Source organism: Pseudomonas sp. NY8896 (assembly GCF_039634505.1).
The window spans coordinates 4,926,383-4,941,926 of the sequence record NZ_CP132350.1 but is presented as its reverse complement, the minus strand read 5'-3'; the positions used below and the strand labels follow the sequence as shown (position 1 = coordinate 4,941,926).

Genomic DNA, 15,544 nt, shown 5'->3' with positions numbered 1-15,544 from the left:
ATGGGATTGAATTTAAGAAACGCAAATGCATACAAAACCAGAAAGGCGAAAAGCTTTTCTGAGAAATTAACAGCTTTATCTACTGAGCTTCTAAGTGATTCATACCGCAAGAAACAGGTTGAGTATTATAGTGACAGCTCTAATTTCAGTGCTGGCTTCATGGGTACACCAAACCCTTTCCTTGTGGAGTTAAAGAAATTCTCTGTACAAGAAATTGTGGTGAAGTCTATCGTTGACTCCCTGTCAAAACAAACGTTGGACCTGCTCATAGAAGAGTTCACCAATAGAGTCTGTAAGGTAGAAGCTGACGCCATTAAGGTAGCTAGACCAGACAATGACCAGCGTAAACTGGCTATCATGTTGGCTGAAAAGGTTGATGTGTTAAGAGCGGGTAAGTCATCGCTCATGACTCATGAGGTCTTCAAATTCAACAATGGTCAAGGCTTCGATGATGAAATAACTGTTGCTGAATACGTGTATGAATTGTGTTATGAATTGGTGCTGTCTGACATGGATGAGAAAGCCCAACAAGAAAAGTTCTTGCAAGAAGCTAGAACGCTCTTTGTTGAATTCGCCAAAGCTTATGGCACAAGCATTAAGCAAAAATACCGCTTCAAATCTGAATCCAGTTTGAAAGGTATCATGAGTTCAATTGAATTAAGAAATGAGGCTAATGCACAATCGCCTAGTAAGATAGTGAATAAGGTCTATAAAGACTCTTTCCTATTCGATGATGACTACTGAACAAAACCAGCTACGGCTGGTTTGTTTAATTGAAGTTCAAGGTTGATTTCTTTTCGCCTGTGGTTTCACTGGAACCATCCATGACTACAACACTTTCATCTTTAGTCAAAGCTGGTGGTGTTTCGTTGGATGTTGTAGTGGATGTGTCTTGTTGGGTATCATCAGTCAATATACCTGCATCATATAAATCTTGGACTATTTTTTTCTGAATTTTTTCCAATCTTAAGCCAATGGGTTTCAATAGTTTCTGTCCATTGTCATTCCAATAGACTTCCAGTTCTGGATTAATGCCAGCGGTTATGGGTAAATTTAGCCTGATTAGTTCCTTAGCAATTTTCCGCAAAAGCTCCAAGTGATTCATGTAGCAACGAGACATGAAGTCTTTGCGTTCATAGTTAATGATAAGGTTTATGATTTCAAGCTCATCTTTGTATTGCTCTAGTTCTTCTGGAAGAAATTCACCTTTGTTTTTAATCTCGGCCTGCCGTGCATCCCTAATATCGTAAACATCACCCAGCTTGAATTTAAAAGCATGGTCTAAGAAAATACGTTGAACCTTATCTTCCGTAAGATGAAGGTTACTGACCCTGAGCGTTGTGTTAGGCGTAGGGGTAAAGTCAAAATCATCTGATGATTCTGGTGTTTCTTCAGCCACTGGCTTAGCAGTGGTGAATGAAGCTAGCCATGACTTTAACTTACTCCACATCATCTTGCTTAGGCTGTTGTTCAGCTAGATTCTTCTCAAAGATAGAAGCCATATCTTTAAGGATTTCTTCTTTGTCATCAGGCTTGATGTAGTTTTTATTCTCCTTCAAAAACTCATTCCACTTGTTGAGAAAGTGATTAGTTGATTGGTTCATCATTTGAATTCTCCTTGTCATTGATTATTTGATTTATTATTTCTTCTTTTGCTTCTTCCTTGGCTTCAGGTGAATCAGGAATAGACTTTTCACCCTTGTAGATTTCGTAAGTGCCCAATTTTCCATCAACGCCATGTGCTAGGTCTTTGTAATAAATTGCATCTTTGTAGAGGTCCATTTTACGGCTTTCTCCATTTGAAAATTCAACATTTAAGCCATAGTTGTTAAATATCAAGTCCCTGTAAGATAGTTTCACTAGAGCCTTGGTTGATGGTTTGTCCTTGCTTCTTGAGTATTCAAAGAAGGTGATTGAAGTGATTATAGGCTTTCCGCCATTCTTTTCTTCAAGCTGTTGATGTAGTGCCTCTTTAATCAGGTCTAGGTTAGCTCTTTTCTTACCTTCGTCATCAACAAAGAATGTCTCATATTTTTTCATGAGCAATTCATTTGAGAATACATTTATTGTCTGGTGTTTTAGCTCAATTCTGATTTTTAATATTTTGTTATGAAGCTCAATATGGTTGAATATTTGTGTTAGGTATTCTTCCCTAATTGACTCACTAACATCACTACGCTTTACGATGTAATTCCTCAACGTTGGAATGATGTTTTGTGTATGGTTGTGGTCGTTTGCAGGATTGCATAAGTAGTTATTGAAGACCATAAGGTTTTCATGAAACTTCAATAAGCCTACTGTTTTCGTAAGCAATTTACTTTTTGAATGCACCTGTTCTGCTGAATCTTTTAGCTTCAGTTTTCCTTTACCATGTAACTCTTTTAATTTCTCATAACGCTCATCATTCATGATTCCCTCTTTCATTAAGTGTTGCATTAGCTTGTGTGATAATTTTTTGAAGCTCAATTATCTGAGCATCGTAACGCTTTTTAAATTCTCTTCTGAGAGGGGCCGTCAATGTAAGATAGTCATGCTCAACATCAGTAGAATATTCATCCATAAGGAAGATATTCTCATTGTGTCTGTAACGCTTCGGTGAAACTTCCATCAGTTTACTTTTCGTGATGCTATTGAGTTTATCTTCAATGGGTAGAGTCTTGAATTGTTCAATATCTGCTCTGATTTGAATGTAGAGTTTATTTAGTAAATTCAATGCTTGCTCATGAGAATCTTTGACTTTATGTAGATGCTTCATGTCCCTTAAATCAAATTGCATCTTATCGTAGCATGAAATATTGACTATCTCATAAAGCTTGCTGAGTTTGTCAGATGGTGATTCAAATTCTGAATCATTATAAATTTCTGCAAGATTGTCTAATGTTTCTTGTTTGTATTTCTTTTGTAGTCTCATAGTTAATCCGTTGGTATCTTATTTCAATATAACATATAAATACCCCTAATCAATAATATCGAGTCCAAATTGTTGAAATTGTATTTGCTTTAGGTAAAATGTAAGTAACCAACAAATTTCAAATACCATGAATGCACACAATGAGAAATTCCTAGAAGACGATGATGTAGAATTTTTTGAAAGATTAGCTGCTGAAGAATTAGAATCTGGCACTATAGCTGTATTGTCTGATGCATATGACTATGACCACGACTATGACTATCCCGAAGGTGAATCAGATATTGAATTTGATACAGAAGCCGCTTACAATCTTCTCTTGGAATACAACAAGTCTAAAGAGCTAGAGGCATTGGAAGATTACATTTGGTTAGACGATTTGATTGATAAGATTGAGCGACCATAAAACTAAACCCCATGAAGGGGTTTTCGTTTATTTGGATTTTGGTTTTACTGACTTAGGGTCATCAGGGTTGACCTTGGGTTCTTGTCCAGCACGTTCACTTTCCCTGACTTCACTGAGGTTACGTCTCACAATCTCGGCTTCGATTTCACGCCTAGACCTTGCGGGTGCCGGTGCTGGCTCTGGTGTAGGGGTAGCCTTGTCTTCCGTTGGAGCTGGTATGACTGGTGCTACTGGTGCCACTGGTGTGACCGTTTCTGCTGGTTTTGCCGGGGCTTCTTGAACCTGAACCATTTCCACTGGCTTGAACCTATCCATGAGCTTTTGAGCCTGTTCCAAGCGGGTAGGGCACTCTGATTTCACCAGCTCCAGAATCTGGTGGTACTGGGCCTTAAGGTCGTCTTCTTCTGCTCGATGCTTGGATTTCTTCGGTGGGTTCATGACCATGAGCGGATCTAGACCAGCTTTCAGCAAGTCCACGAAAGCAAAGGCTATGGGGCTTCTGTCTACTGATTTCCACTGGTTTGAGACGGTCTTAATGTCGAAGTCCTGCCCGGTGGCTTTGTAAGCCGTAATGGCACGTTGGTTGGCTTCACGCACGGCCAATGCCTTCTTCTGCAGCTCGACCTTCAACCACTGCTCATCCTCGGGGGTAGGGGTGTACCCTTCGACCTTCAAGCCAAGCATGGATGCCTCACGCCAGATGTTTTGGGCTTTTCTGGTGGTACCTTGGCTGGTGATGATGATGGTGGAGTAACCGTTTTCCAGATACATCTGAGCCAGTGCCCTAGCTGCTGCAGGGCTTTCGCTGGTCAAGCTGGTCTTCAGGGTGTCATCGGTGTATTCCCTTACCACAATGGCTTGCTTCTGGAATCGCTTGTCATAGAAGACGCCACGGTCATAGGTCAGGTAGTTCTTCAACGTGATACCGAATTTACCCCCGGTGTCTGCCATGTACTCAGGGATACCCGCATAGTCATACATGAATTTCTTCTTGTAGCTGAACGTGTGCTCCCATGGTTTACCAGACAGCTCAATGTCAGGCTCTGGTAACAGGCCGGGGTCTTTGCGTGTGGTCTTGGTCTTGCGGTGAAGGTTGGCATCACGCACAGCACGGATAGCGTCCATGGTGGCCGGGTCGTTCAGATCGATCGGTAGGTCTTTCTTGAACGAAATGCCCAGCTTGGACATGGAAACCTCAGTGTCAGTATCAGCTAGGTAGACGGTGAATCCCTGCACGGCACCGGTCTTGGTGATGTTGGGTATCAAGAAGACGTTGTGAGCCTCGAGGGCGGCGTTCAGGTCAGCGAATGACTGATGGTCAGGGTTCTTCAAAATCTCCACCACATCGGCCATCTGAGCCTTGGCTGATGCTGATAGGTTCTCAGAGTGGTAGAGGTTGGTAGCTCGGGTCAACGACTGCTTGCCGAATTTCCCTGAACCTGCACAGTATTTGAGGTTGTAGGTCTTATCACCCCACTTGACCAGCAATTTGTCTTTTGAGCTGGCTGGTGAATTTTCATCGTCTTCAAGAGCTGGGTCTAATGGCTTGAACCAGTTAGGATTAGGAACAATCGTAATCCCAAGCTCGGCCATCATTTTTTTCTGGATGGTTATATCACTGCTTTTGAATACTTTGTTCATCACTGATTGAAAGGCTTTATATTCCTTCTCGCTTGAAGGTATGAAACGTTCCTGAGCTGCTAAGGTGTTTGTCTTGTCAAGATACTGGCTGAACTCTGGTGAATTCTCTAAATGAACCAATGCCCAAAACATTCTGAGCTTGGTATTATTCAAATCAAGGTTCTTACCATCGTAAGACTTACTAAGCATAGGAATGTGTAGGTGAGATTTGTATTCACCATTTTCAATCTTGATGTGTGGAACAGGGAATGTAGGATAATTGTCTTCCTTTTCTCTGGTGAAAAGCTTTGTGAATTCAACACGCATATCAAGTAGTAATCTGACCTGCTGCTTCTCCGTTAACCTACCTGCCTCTGCTGGTGAAAGGGTCAAGAAGTGGTCATAGACATAGTAGGCTTTCATGATTTCAGCACGTTCAGCTTCTGTTGAACCTTTCATGCTCTGGTTCTTTTTCAACTGCTTCAATTCGGCTGGTGTGGCGTGTCTCTCCCACTCGGCAATCAAAGCATCTGCAACAGCATAGCTATATTCATTAAGCTTCTCTTCATAACATGGCTGACCGTAGTACACATGTGGGAAGGGGAGGGCAACAAGCCCGGTTAATTCAGTAGGTATACGCTGGGTTATACCTTGTTCTTTCAGATAGATTGAATCTGATATTAGATATTTGATAACGCCTTTCAAGCCTTCTCTGGTGTGGATGAATTCACGGTTCATGGAGACGAATTTCTTTCCACCTTTGGCTTTCTGTATCTTCTGTTTATTATCGTGGTCAGCTTCCATCGGTGCTGCTGTTGTCATGTGTGTACCTATAGTTATTGATTAGCTTCTTTTTTAAGTGCGGTAATCTCCTTAAACAATTCTGTAATGCCATGTGATGCACCTTCAAGCAAAGCTGTGTTGATTTCTTTATTGATGGCGTTCCACCTTTTCAACAGTTCAAAAGCTTTCTTGAACTGGTCAGGGTTGACATGCTCAATCATGAAGTCAGCTCTGGTAGCTAGTGAGTGTTTTAAAGCTCGACGGTTGTAGGCGTCAGGACGTTCACCAGCTTTGAATACACCATTGTTTTTGAAGTGTTTCGCGTAGGTTGCATCTGTGTGTCTAGAGTAGAAATTTCGCTTGCGGGGTAGCCTACCATTTACATCAATCTCACTGAGACGCCTTTTGAACCTCAAGGCTTCTTTTGACGTATCAGGTTCATATCTGATGTTGTTTGTGATGATGTTGCCAATACCTTTTGCAAGAGACTCAATGTTGTCTTGGAATATTTCAAGTACGTCAGCATTGTCTTCACCATGTAAGACTCTGAACCCAGCTCTAAGCTCGTTAATCTCTTTGATAGCGAGAGGCTTTTTCTTGACCTTGGCATTCTTGATGACGGCCTTCACAAGCTGGATAGACTGAGTAGATTGACTGGCAACGTTACCAGTTATCTTCATGGTGTCTCGGCCTGACTGGCTGCGTGTGAGTGACTTTCCATTAAGCATCATGTCAACAAGGGTGCTGACATTATTTATGCGGTATGTATCTGCAATCTCACTAAGTAAACTGATGTAAGAAGGGTTGACCTTCATTTCAAGTTTCTTGGTTCTTTTCTCTTTGACTTCCTTCATTCATCCCTCTGTTAGTTGTTGTTTGATAGAGCTGATTTCAACTGCTCTACGGTTGAGATACCTTTTTGTTTTAAATATTTCAAAAGCTGCTCTTGGTTCTTCTTGGTGACAATCTTATCTAGGGTGTTGTCGATGAATGACATTACATCATCATAAGCAAGAACGTCATTGCGAACTAACTCAATCTCCAAGCCCTTGCTTTGAATTTGGCCTTTAAGTTTTTCAAGTTCGTCTGGATTTTCTAGAACATCATAAGCCATAGACTTTAGATTTCTTTCTTCTGCTTCAAGCTTGGCTAATGCCTTTTCTTGTTCAGCGATTAGCTTTGTGAATTTAGTCTTGTTTCTGTTTAGCTCGTACTCGCTGGTAGGTGATATATCCTTAATAATATCTTCTGCTAGTAAAGTATGTATTGTCATAGTTGCTCCGTTGTTGTTGTTGGTTTAGAAATTAATGATTAACTCCTATTTTAAATATTATCATACTAATAAAGGTAGTCAATTAATGGTGAGTAAATTGAAATGTTGGTGGTGATAAATATGGTGGGTAGAGTAGGTAATTTAAGCTTGAAATAAAAGACAACTGAAAGGCGTCAGAAAACTATTTGACGGTAGACAAATACATACATCTTGCTTTAATGCTTTCTTTAGCTTGTAGATAGTGTCTACCGGATAGTGTCTACCGTATTGTGTCTACCGTTGCAATTTGGGTTGTCTACCGTGGCGTGTCTACCGTGTTGAGATTTCTGCAGGTCAACAGCTTTTGCTGGGTATTCATTTCTTTCTGTCAATAAAAATTTAGCATTATAATACTTGGTTCATTTGCAATAAATATTGTGCATGGTAATATTAAAGTATAAACATCTTTATCACATATGAATAACCAACCAACTAATCAAGTTAGAAGAGCCAAGCCTAGGTTGTTTGGTGTCATTCTAACAAGCCTAGCTCAATCAGTAGTCTTCACATTTTCTGTTCTTATGGTGGGTGTGTTCTACATAACATCATTCCTTTTCTGTTCTGTGATTCCGTTAATCATAACTATTAACATAATGGTTGTAGTCTACACCGTATCACTTGCCACTCTCAATATTGTATTGAATATACATAACGCTCACTTGATGGCGGCATTATGGATGGCATGTCTTGTATTTTCATACCCTGTGTTCATGATTGTTAAGTTGAAAGTGACAGATATTTTTTTAGAGTTTGTTAGTCCATCTACCAAAGAAAGAAAGGAGGTGGGTCATGAATGATATTAAAAATAGCTTTCTGTTTATATTAGAGTTTGTGAAGCGATTAAGGTTTGTAAAGTCTGACTTCAAGGAGCTTGTAGACTTCGCTCGCAATGACTTGATGATGCAGGACATTCTGAAGTTTATGTGTTGGCCGTTAGTTGCTTGTTTGTATCTAATGTTCGTATGTGCATTGATGATTCTATGGACTACCTTTTCAAATCTTCTTCCTCTGAGTGAAGATGTTATTGAATATCTTACACTTCTTGTCTTGTTAGCTTCGCTTTACATAGTTGCAGTGATTTTTGAGGCGATGAAGGGTAGGGTAGTAAATGCCATTAAGAATTGGTTTGAGGATTCATTGACAAAAGATTGCTCTGATATGGAAGCTGATGAGCAAATTAATTTAAACGTAACTAGAGGTAAAAATGAAATGGATATATAAATTAATGCTGGTAGTGACACTGGCCTTCTCTGGTAGTGTCTATGCAGAAAGAACAGTACAAGAGGTCGCTGCTGAAGCTCGCGTTTCATCTTCTCCGGTGGATACCACTGACCTTAAAAAATTTGCAATTGCTCAAGATGATGCCTCGGCTGGGTTGTTGAATGACCTGAGCCAGAAGACGTTACAACAACCCATAGTCAAAGCATACGCAAGGTGGCTTGGCTATGACCCTGACAAGGCTGAGGGTGGTGGTAACTTCTTTGATGTGTTCTTTGACAACATCTACGTCACGTTAAGTCAATATTTAGCTGCCGTCTTTCTCATAACAGGTGGTTTATACGGTATCTGGTATGCTCGTATGTTAAAAGACAGACAGGCCGAAAAAGAACGTGCTAGAAAGATGTTGGACTTTGCTATCATCATATTAATAAGTGGACTGATGATAGTTCCTACGATAGCTATGGCTGTCTTTGGTGTCTTCATTCTTACCATGATTGCCTCACTTAATTGGATGGCTCTCATCTTTACTCTTTATACAGTGAGTGATGAAGCTGACAACATTGAGCAAACCTACACAACCAATCAACAATTGTCTCAGTGGGATACTGGTGAGGTTGCGGGCCTATGGAATGGTATGGTTGAGAACATTACTAAGAGTGCTGTTGTTAACGTCAACAATGTTCAGCTTGGTAGAAGTGGTTTCTTCTCGTCAAATCTTACTAAGGCTCAAGTGGTTCAGGATATTCAAGATAATGTGAAGCTCAACCTTGTGCCACGCTTCAAAGATGGTGTGGTTACTACACTTGACTTTATGTACAACGAGAATTTCAAAAACTACTCTCCTGAGAAATATGGTAAAGCTAGTAGAGCCTTCTCTGTAAAAGCCAATAACCTAACCAGTTCAAGCCAGATTGGTATGGATAAGGACGTTATTCGTGCTGTTAGATTAAAAGCTCAGGCTGATGGTGAATCTGTCATGAGTGCTGCTGACCATCATAGCAAGTTGGTAGGTTATGAAAATCAGGCGTATCCAGTAGTAGCGGCTGGTAACTGGCGTGAAGCTCAAGCGTTTTATGATGAAGCGTTGATTATGAAAGTCTCTATGAAGATGGATGATGGCTTGAATGAAATCAAGAGCCAATATCTATCTGCTGGGTATGGTGAAAGTATGTTCATACTCTATGAGCTTTATGCTGGTGAATTCTTAAACTCTGCTCAAGGTTTGAATCCATCAATCACCTATGCTGGTAAGTGGCAGTATCAACAAGAAGCGTCCAACTATTTCTGGAAATACAATTGTTCCATTCTCAAAAATCAGGATATCGCTAACATCCATATCAACGGTTTTAACATCCTTGCTGGTGGTTCAGAATGGATGGATATAGGGAATATTTCTGCGTCTCTTCCTACCCAATGCGTTCAGTTCATGGGTGGTCGTGCCTACTATGTGGGTGTCGATGGTGAAACGGATAAGGAGAACGTTACCATGTTCCAACATAAATCCGCTTCTGCTGCCATTGCTCTTGGTAACTTATCCAGCAACATTACTGAGGGTGCTTTGACAGGCCAGTTGAAATTTATGATGAAGAACAACCCATACAAGAATATTGCTTTGTCCTACATTGACCTTGGCTTTGTTCACTTGGGTATTTCTGCTGGTGCTCTTGGTAAGGCCATGAACTACACATCAAGAATGAATGGAGCTATCAGAAACGGACTAACAGTTGAGAAAGCGGCTGGTGGTGAATTCAACATTGGTGCTGATTTGAACATGTTGTTCGGTGATGATTTACAGAAAGCCAAAGATACTGAGGCTTACAAACGTCTAACCACTGACTACAAACCATTCATCTTCAATTCATTAGCTGACCCTTCAATTTCTGCTAGTGCTGAAACAGCACAACAAATGCAAAACTTCAATGAAGCTGATGAAGATGTTAGTGATATGCTCATCAATATCATCCAGAACCAATCTTCATTGCTATTGAATAGAAAGGCGGCAATGGGTCTACCATCAGATAAGTCATTCACACAAGGCGTAGCTGAGTGTAACGCTAATCCTTCTGTTTGTAACAAGCGTGCGACGGGTACCATTTCTGATATTTATAGCAGTGACCCATTGAAATTGGGCATAGGTATAAAAATAGGGACAACCGCGATAGCTGCTATTAGTAAGTTTGACATTGGTGACATTATGTCGAAATTCAATATCAGTGGTGATTCATTCGCTGGTAAATTGATGAGTAAGTTAAGCACTGCAGCAAACTATGTGGGTTGGCTCTTCAAGCTCGGCGTGTTTGTTATGGAAGTCATGGTTGTGCCGATTGACTGGTTTGCAAACTTCTTAATCGCCATTGGTGTGTGGGCAATCGGTCTTAGCGTCATGCCAGCTATCATGTTGATAATGATGGTGATGAGATTGGGTGTGATGTTCATATCAACAATTCTTATTGTCTACTCATCACTCTTCCAAGCGGCTCTTAAAAGAGAGCCAAGATATGTATACACTGGTTGTAAACTTATCCTAAGTGAATGGATGGGTGCTGTATTCTACCTTGTAGGTTTCGCCGTGATGCTTTACTTCATCTACGGTATTGGTACTGGGAAATTAGAAAGAGCTATTTATGGTAGCATAGCGGGTGATGGTGGATTTTTCGCTATGTTAACTGGTCTTTTAGTAAGCCTATTTGTGTTGGCAATGCTTCACACATTATGCTTCAAAATACCTAGCCAATTCATGGATATGAAAAACAGAATCTTTGGTGACTCTTCAAGAATTCTAGATGAAGATGCATCTAATAAAACATTTGAAACGTTAGTGTTTGCTAATGCCGGTGAAAGAGCTGGTGTTAGAATTCTTGATGGTTTCTCAAATTCTGTTAAAGGCAAAGTAGGTAGTATTGTTGATAAGTGGAAAGGTAAGCCAGAAACGCCACCAGCTTCTGGTAAACCAGCAACCGATACAGAAGGGAGGTAAAAATTAGTGAGTTAAAACAAGCCAGCGTATGCTGGTTTTGTTGTTTAATAATCCTTAGATGTAAATTGATTACTTATATATTCATGATAAAATGGTTATTAATAACTATGAGTTTATTATGAATGACAAAGACATTGCTAACACTGAGGAATTTATTGAATTAGATATTTACGATAAATGTGATGAAATATCAGATGACATTGAAGACATAGAAGAAGTTAAAGAACCTGAAGTGATGCATCTGACTGATGATTTCAAGAATTTACAAAAATGGAATAAGGTTGGTGTTCAGTATCTTACTGATGATTTAGATAGAGGCTTGCATTCATTAAATGCGTTTTTCACATGTTATGTTGACATGGAATACTTCGGTGAGTTGAATCTTTCATTGCTTCAAAGAAAGGGGGCTGCAAGCGACAAATTAGCTGCATCCTACTTCGGACTGTCTGTTGATGGTGAAGTGATGTTCAATGGTGTTCAGACTACCATGGCTGGTGAAGTCTTGTTGCATGGGGTTCAAACAAAGAATCTTTACAAGATGGTCAAGTTCATCACTGAAAATAATTTATGGCCAACAATCAAAACATCAAGAAGACGCCTAAGATTCTGGAAGAAGAAAATCATTACTGATAAACGCTTCTCTGATGTGGTTAATGCTCTGGATGATTTGAAAGACCCTGAGCTTACTGAATGCTTGAGGTCATACCCGGCTTACCTTTTTGCGGGTGCTTACACTATGGTAGGTTTGAAAGGTCATGAATACATCATGAATCTTCAAGCTGCTGAGGCTGGAAGAATGGCTTATAGAGACGTTTGTAAGCGTATTTACAGTGTTAAAGGAGAATTCTTTAAGAAGCTGTTCCTATTTGTTGGTGCGGCTACTTTAGCTTATGTTGCTTACTCTGTATTTGCATCTGGTGTTTTAATGACATTATAATTTGATGTAGGATATTTATATGGTATATTGAAATATAAGAACTACCTCAATTTTTATGAAAAGATTTATTTCACTGTTATTCCTTACAGTTCTTTTCTCGTTTAGTTCTCAAAGTTCTGCTGAATCCGCTTGTCAAGCGGGGAAGGGGGCTTTGAGTAGTGATGAGATTGCCGCTTGTGTTCAACAAGAGGCTGAAAGTGGTATGTGGCTTAAGGTCGCATTCGTAAACCAAAACAAACAAACCATAGGGCTTGCTCTAGGTGTCATAGAGCATATATTCAAACAGGACTATTCCAAACAGGCACTTGAACTGGTTGAGAAGAAAGATGCTGGAGCACGCCTGATGCAAGGCATTGAATACGCTCTCAACGTCATAGCCATGGTGTTCTTTGCCATCATTTACGCAGCCATAATTCTCAAAAGCTTGTTTAATGGAGCGTACAAAGGAATGGTCATGGGGTGGAACGTGTTTCCATTCTCTGCCATCACATTTATTCTTGCTATTGCTATTGCAACCGGGCATTTCACTATATTCTGCAAAATACTGATTGCCGTTGTCATCTTTGGTTGTTTCGCCATGGCCTATGGCGTCAATATCTTCATGCACTTAGCAAATGACGTTTCCGGGGTTTCTACTAGGTTCAACGCTAAGGCCAATGAGTTTGCTCAAGGCATGGTCTATGGTGCCGTTGAGTGGCATATTCAAGACATTACCGCTCGTAGAGGGATGTTGGTTGAGACTGGCAACGTCGAGAATACGAACAAAGGCGTGGTTCTGAGGGATAAAGAATTTACTAAGTGTCTCTTATCTGATGCTCATACACCTGCTGGTAAATCCGCACCAAAATACTATCAAGCGGCTGATATTGAAAAGACTCAATACTGTGCTGACAAAGAGCTTGGCTATTCCACCTACCGCATTGGCTATGTAAAAGACCTAAAAGCGACTGATGAAAGTGCTGAGGTTTTCGCAAGGTTCATTGCCAATCAACCCCAGTACAGGGCTGTTGCTGATGACATAGTAACAAACATATGTGGTAGCGTTTACAGACAACATCAAGATTTAATCAATGACTATAACTCTGTATGTCTTGATTTGAAGCCAAACGGTTTCATCTTGGTAGGCAATGATGACATTGTTCAAACTCTTAAAGGTTCTACGGTTGTTGACCCTGATGTGATGAAGTCTAAGCTTGATGCCCTTGTTTCAGATTATGCCACTTTCACCTACACTGAAATGTTGAAGAACGCTAACAAGGTAGATAATAAATTCGATAAAAGTGTTTCTCTTGACGAAATTTTCCAGAATTTCCAAATAGGTGCTGAATACAAGAAGGCGTATGAAGTCGCTGGTATGAAGACAATTGATATTCAGATAATCAATGAAGTGGCTATTAAGAAGAGTAAATTGCAGCAAGCACTTGGCATAGAAGAGAATCTTGATATCTTTGGTGGCAATGGCACGAACGAAACGTTTGGACTCAACAAATACTTCCAAAGTTTGAAGCCTCAATTCAACATGAATTCCGAAATCATCAAGTTGTTAGATGGTATTGCGGGGAATTCTCTAAGTAACATAGGCTTGCAATACGCTGATTGCTTTGAAGAGAAAGGCCGTTGCAATTCGGGTACTGTTAACTTCGTTACTCCATTGATAGAGACAGCTCATACTGCCATTCCATGGATGGCTAGTGCTTATACAATGGCGTTAATGGTGAAAACCTACTACAAGTCAAAATTTGAATCTGCTGAAGAGCATGACCCAAATAGAGAATACTATAAGCAAAACGAAAGATTCTATAATGGTTTTGCTAATGCTGCACTAGGTATGATGCTTGTGTTGGGTGTAGCGTTCCTATTTTTGTTCAAAGTGCTTATTCTCGACTACGCCAACCTAATGATTAAGGGTATCACCACGCCAATTCTTTTACCTTTTGCGGCTGGCTTTGCCTTTATTGTGAGTAGCCACAACCAAATGTTCAGGGATGACGGTGAATCATTCAATGACTTGATGAAAAAATACGGCGTGTATGATGTTATTTTGAGACTGCCGCTAGTCGTAACTGGTTTTATCATTGGCTTATGCGTTATGACTATTGTTATGTTCATAGCCAGCATAACCCTAGCCACAATGTTTGGTGGTTTTGCAGTAGATAATTCTGGTGCTGGAACATTAACCTTAGCATTGAAAGCCATGTATTTTGTCTTTATGTATATTCTTGCTTATCTTGCATCGTTTGTCATCGGTATGCAGGTTGCTTTCAAATCAACTGAAAAAGCAATTAATGAGCTTTGTGGTAACGCAGTTAAGTTTGATGATGGTGTAGGTGAAATCTTGGCAAAAACTAAATCAGTTCTTGCAAAATGATTATAATATTAGACGTGCAACCTTGTGTTGCATTTCTTTTATGTTAACATGGTCATATAGAATATAAATTATGGAGTAGTATGAATGTATTGAAAATAAAGCATCTGGTAAAACAACCAAAATCATTGCTTTGGAATTTGCTAGTCAGTGAAATTTTGTTGGTTTACGTCTTCTTCAACCTAGCTTTACAAGGTTTGGCGTTTTCCATAGATTATAAGTTTTTAGGTTTGTTGGGTGCTGGTCTGTGTTCCATATCGGCCATAGGATTTATGTTCCATGCTTTACTTGTGGCAATATTTATCATGAAAAGATTCAAAAAAGAGCCAGCATGAAGCTGGTTTTTTAATGCCTTTAATTTGCAAGGTGATTTATATGTGATAATATGATATTAAGAAACTACTAAAAAACCCATGAACGATTTAAAACCACTCGCAAAGCTTTATGCTCTACTTTTCATCATTTCTTTCCTAGCTTTTTTCCATCTGCATTTAGCATTTAATCTGAGCGTTGCTGTATCGCTTATTGTTTCATTTTTAATCAGTGCTGTTCCTGCTGTGCATGTGTCATTACTGCTCTATCGTTTCTTCATATCCAAGAGGGTAGGTGATGAATAACCTACCTACCTTTGTGATAAATACGAATGAGCGAAATGTATCATTTGAGCTTGAGCTTTCCATGAGGGCATTCAATATTTTCACGAATTTGATTAAGAGTAAGCATTATCTGTTCAATCCTGAGCTGATGCGTTTAAGAGCTGCCTACATCAAAACCCATGGTAAAGAACCTGCTGAAGAAATTCATGTCATGTCACCTAAGCTGCTGGAAGGTGTTGTTGAGCGTGTGAGCATGAAGACTTATAGGTCAGTTGTAGATGTTGAAGATTTAGAGCTTTTCTACATCAGTGAACGCAACGTTTTTCGTTTGAAGTTTTTAAGCTCAGTTTCAGATGAGTTCGACTACATCCAAATTTTCAAGAAAAGTAAAGGAGCCTGATAGCTCCTACTTTTTACCT

Annotated in this window: 15 protein-coding genes; 8 read left to right on the top strand and 7 right to left on the bottom strand. The window is 39.9% G+C overall.

What is annotated here, in order from left to right; translation table 11 throughout:
* Positions 1-744 carry a hypothetical protein gene (locus Q9451_RS22240; protein WP_345960760.1) on the top strand — a complete coding sequence of 248 codons (744 nt, stop codon included), beginning with the start codon at positions 1-3 and terminating at the stop codon, positions 742-744.
* A 25-nt stretch (positions 745-769) separates the two neighbouring features.
* Here Q9451_RS22240 and Q9451_RS22235 read toward each other — a convergent pair whose 3' ends face one another.
* The 4 genes from Q9451_RS22235 to Q9451_RS22220 are packed head-to-tail and all read right to left on the bottom strand — an operon-like array spanning position 770 to position 2,911.
* Complete coding sequence (locus Q9451_RS22235; protein ID WP_345960759.1) at positions 770-1,399, bottom strand: hypothetical protein; 630 nt, start codon at positions 1,397-1,399, stop codon at positions 770-772.
* Positions 1,400-1,439: 40 nt separating this feature from the next.
* Positions 1,440-1,607: a hypothetical protein gene (locus Q9451_RS22230; protein ID WP_156351108.1), complete on the bottom strand. Its 168-nt coding sequence runs from the start codon at positions 1,605-1,607 to the stop codon at positions 1,440-1,442.
* A complete protein-coding gene (locus tag Q9451_RS22225) occupies positions 1,588-2,409 on the bottom strand; it encodes a hypothetical protein (protein ID WP_345960758.1) in 822 nt (273 codons plus the stop codon). The genes Q9451_RS22230 and Q9451_RS22225 overlap by 20 nt, the downstream gene beginning before the upstream one ends.
* Positions 2,402-2,911: a hypothetical protein gene (locus Q9451_RS22220; protein WP_345960757.1), complete on the bottom strand. Its 510-nt coding sequence runs from the start codon at positions 2,909-2,911 to the stop codon at positions 2,402-2,404. The genes Q9451_RS22225 and Q9451_RS22220 overlap by 8 nt, the downstream gene beginning before the upstream one ends.
* 127 nt (positions 2,912-3,038) lie before the next feature.
* Here Q9451_RS22220 and Q9451_RS22215 point away from each other — a divergent pair, with 127 nt between their 5' ends.
* Entirely contained in the window at positions 3,039-3,314 is a 276-nt protein-coding gene (locus tag Q9451_RS22215; protein ID WP_054889080.1) for a hypothetical protein, read from the top strand.
* A gap of 27 nt (positions 3,315-3,341) precedes the next feature.
* Here Q9451_RS22215 and Q9451_RS22210 read toward each other — a convergent pair whose 3' ends face one another.
* The 3 genes from Q9451_RS22210 to Q9451_RS22200 are packed head-to-tail and all read right to left on the bottom strand — an operon-like array spanning position 3,342 to position 6,990.
* Positions 3,342-5,756 (bottom strand): hypothetical protein, encoded by a 2,415-nt coding sequence (locus tag Q9451_RS22210; protein ID WP_345960756.1) that lies wholly within the window; start codon positions 5,754-5,756, stop codon positions 3,342-3,344.
* A gap of 14 nt (positions 5,757-5,770) precedes the next feature.
* Positions 5,771-6,571, bottom strand: a complete 801-nt coding sequence (locus Q9451_RS22205) for a hypothetical protein (protein WP_192439769.1) — start codon at positions 6,569-6,571, stop codon at positions 5,771-5,773.
* A gap of 11 nt (positions 6,572-6,582) precedes the next feature.
* Positions 6,583-6,990: a hypothetical protein gene (locus Q9451_RS22200; RefSeq protein WP_345960755.1), complete on the bottom strand. Its 408-nt coding sequence runs from the start codon at positions 6,988-6,990 to the stop codon at positions 6,583-6,585.
* 828 nt (positions 6,991-7,818) lie between these two features.
* Between Q9451_RS22200 and Q9451_RS22195 the strand changes: the two genes are divergently transcribed.
* The 6 genes from Q9451_RS22195 (at position 7,819) to Q9451_RS22170 (ending at position 15,525) form a co-directional block, all read left to right on the top strand.
* Positions 7,819-8,250, top strand: a complete 432-nt coding sequence (locus Q9451_RS22195; RefSeq protein ID WP_345960754.1) for a hypothetical protein — start codon at positions 7,819-7,821, stop codon at positions 8,248-8,250.
* Positions 8,234-11,227 carry a hypothetical protein gene (locus tag Q9451_RS22190; RefSeq protein WP_345960753.1) on the top strand — a complete coding sequence of 998 codons (2,994 nt, stop codon included), beginning with the start codon at positions 8,234-8,236 and terminating at the stop codon, positions 11,225-11,227. The genes Q9451_RS22195 and Q9451_RS22190 overlap by 17 nt, the downstream gene beginning before the upstream one ends.
* Positions 11,228-11,345: 118 nt before the next feature.
* Positions 11,346-12,164 carry a hypothetical protein gene (locus Q9451_RS22185; RefSeq protein WP_345960752.1) on the top strand — a complete coding sequence of 273 codons (819 nt, stop codon included), beginning with the start codon at positions 11,346-11,348 and terminating at the stop codon, positions 12,162-12,164.
* Positions 12,165-12,219: 55 nt separating this feature from the next.
* Entirely contained in the window at positions 12,220-14,532 is a 2,313-nt protein-coding gene (locus Q9451_RS22180) for a hypothetical protein (protein WP_345960751.1), read from the top strand.
* Positions 14,533-14,612: 80 nt separating this feature from the next.
* Positions 14,613-14,864 carry a hypothetical protein gene (locus Q9451_RS22175; protein WP_345960750.1) on the top strand — a complete coding sequence of 84 codons (252 nt, stop codon included), beginning with the start codon at positions 14,613-14,615 and terminating at the stop codon, positions 14,862-14,864.
* Positions 14,865-15,138: 274 nt separating this feature from the next.
* Entirely contained in the window at positions 15,139-15,525 is a 387-nt protein-coding gene (locus Q9451_RS22170) for a hypothetical protein (RefSeq protein ID WP_345960749.1), read from the top strand.
* The last annotated feature ends 19 nt before the right edge of the window (positions 15,526-15,544 follow it).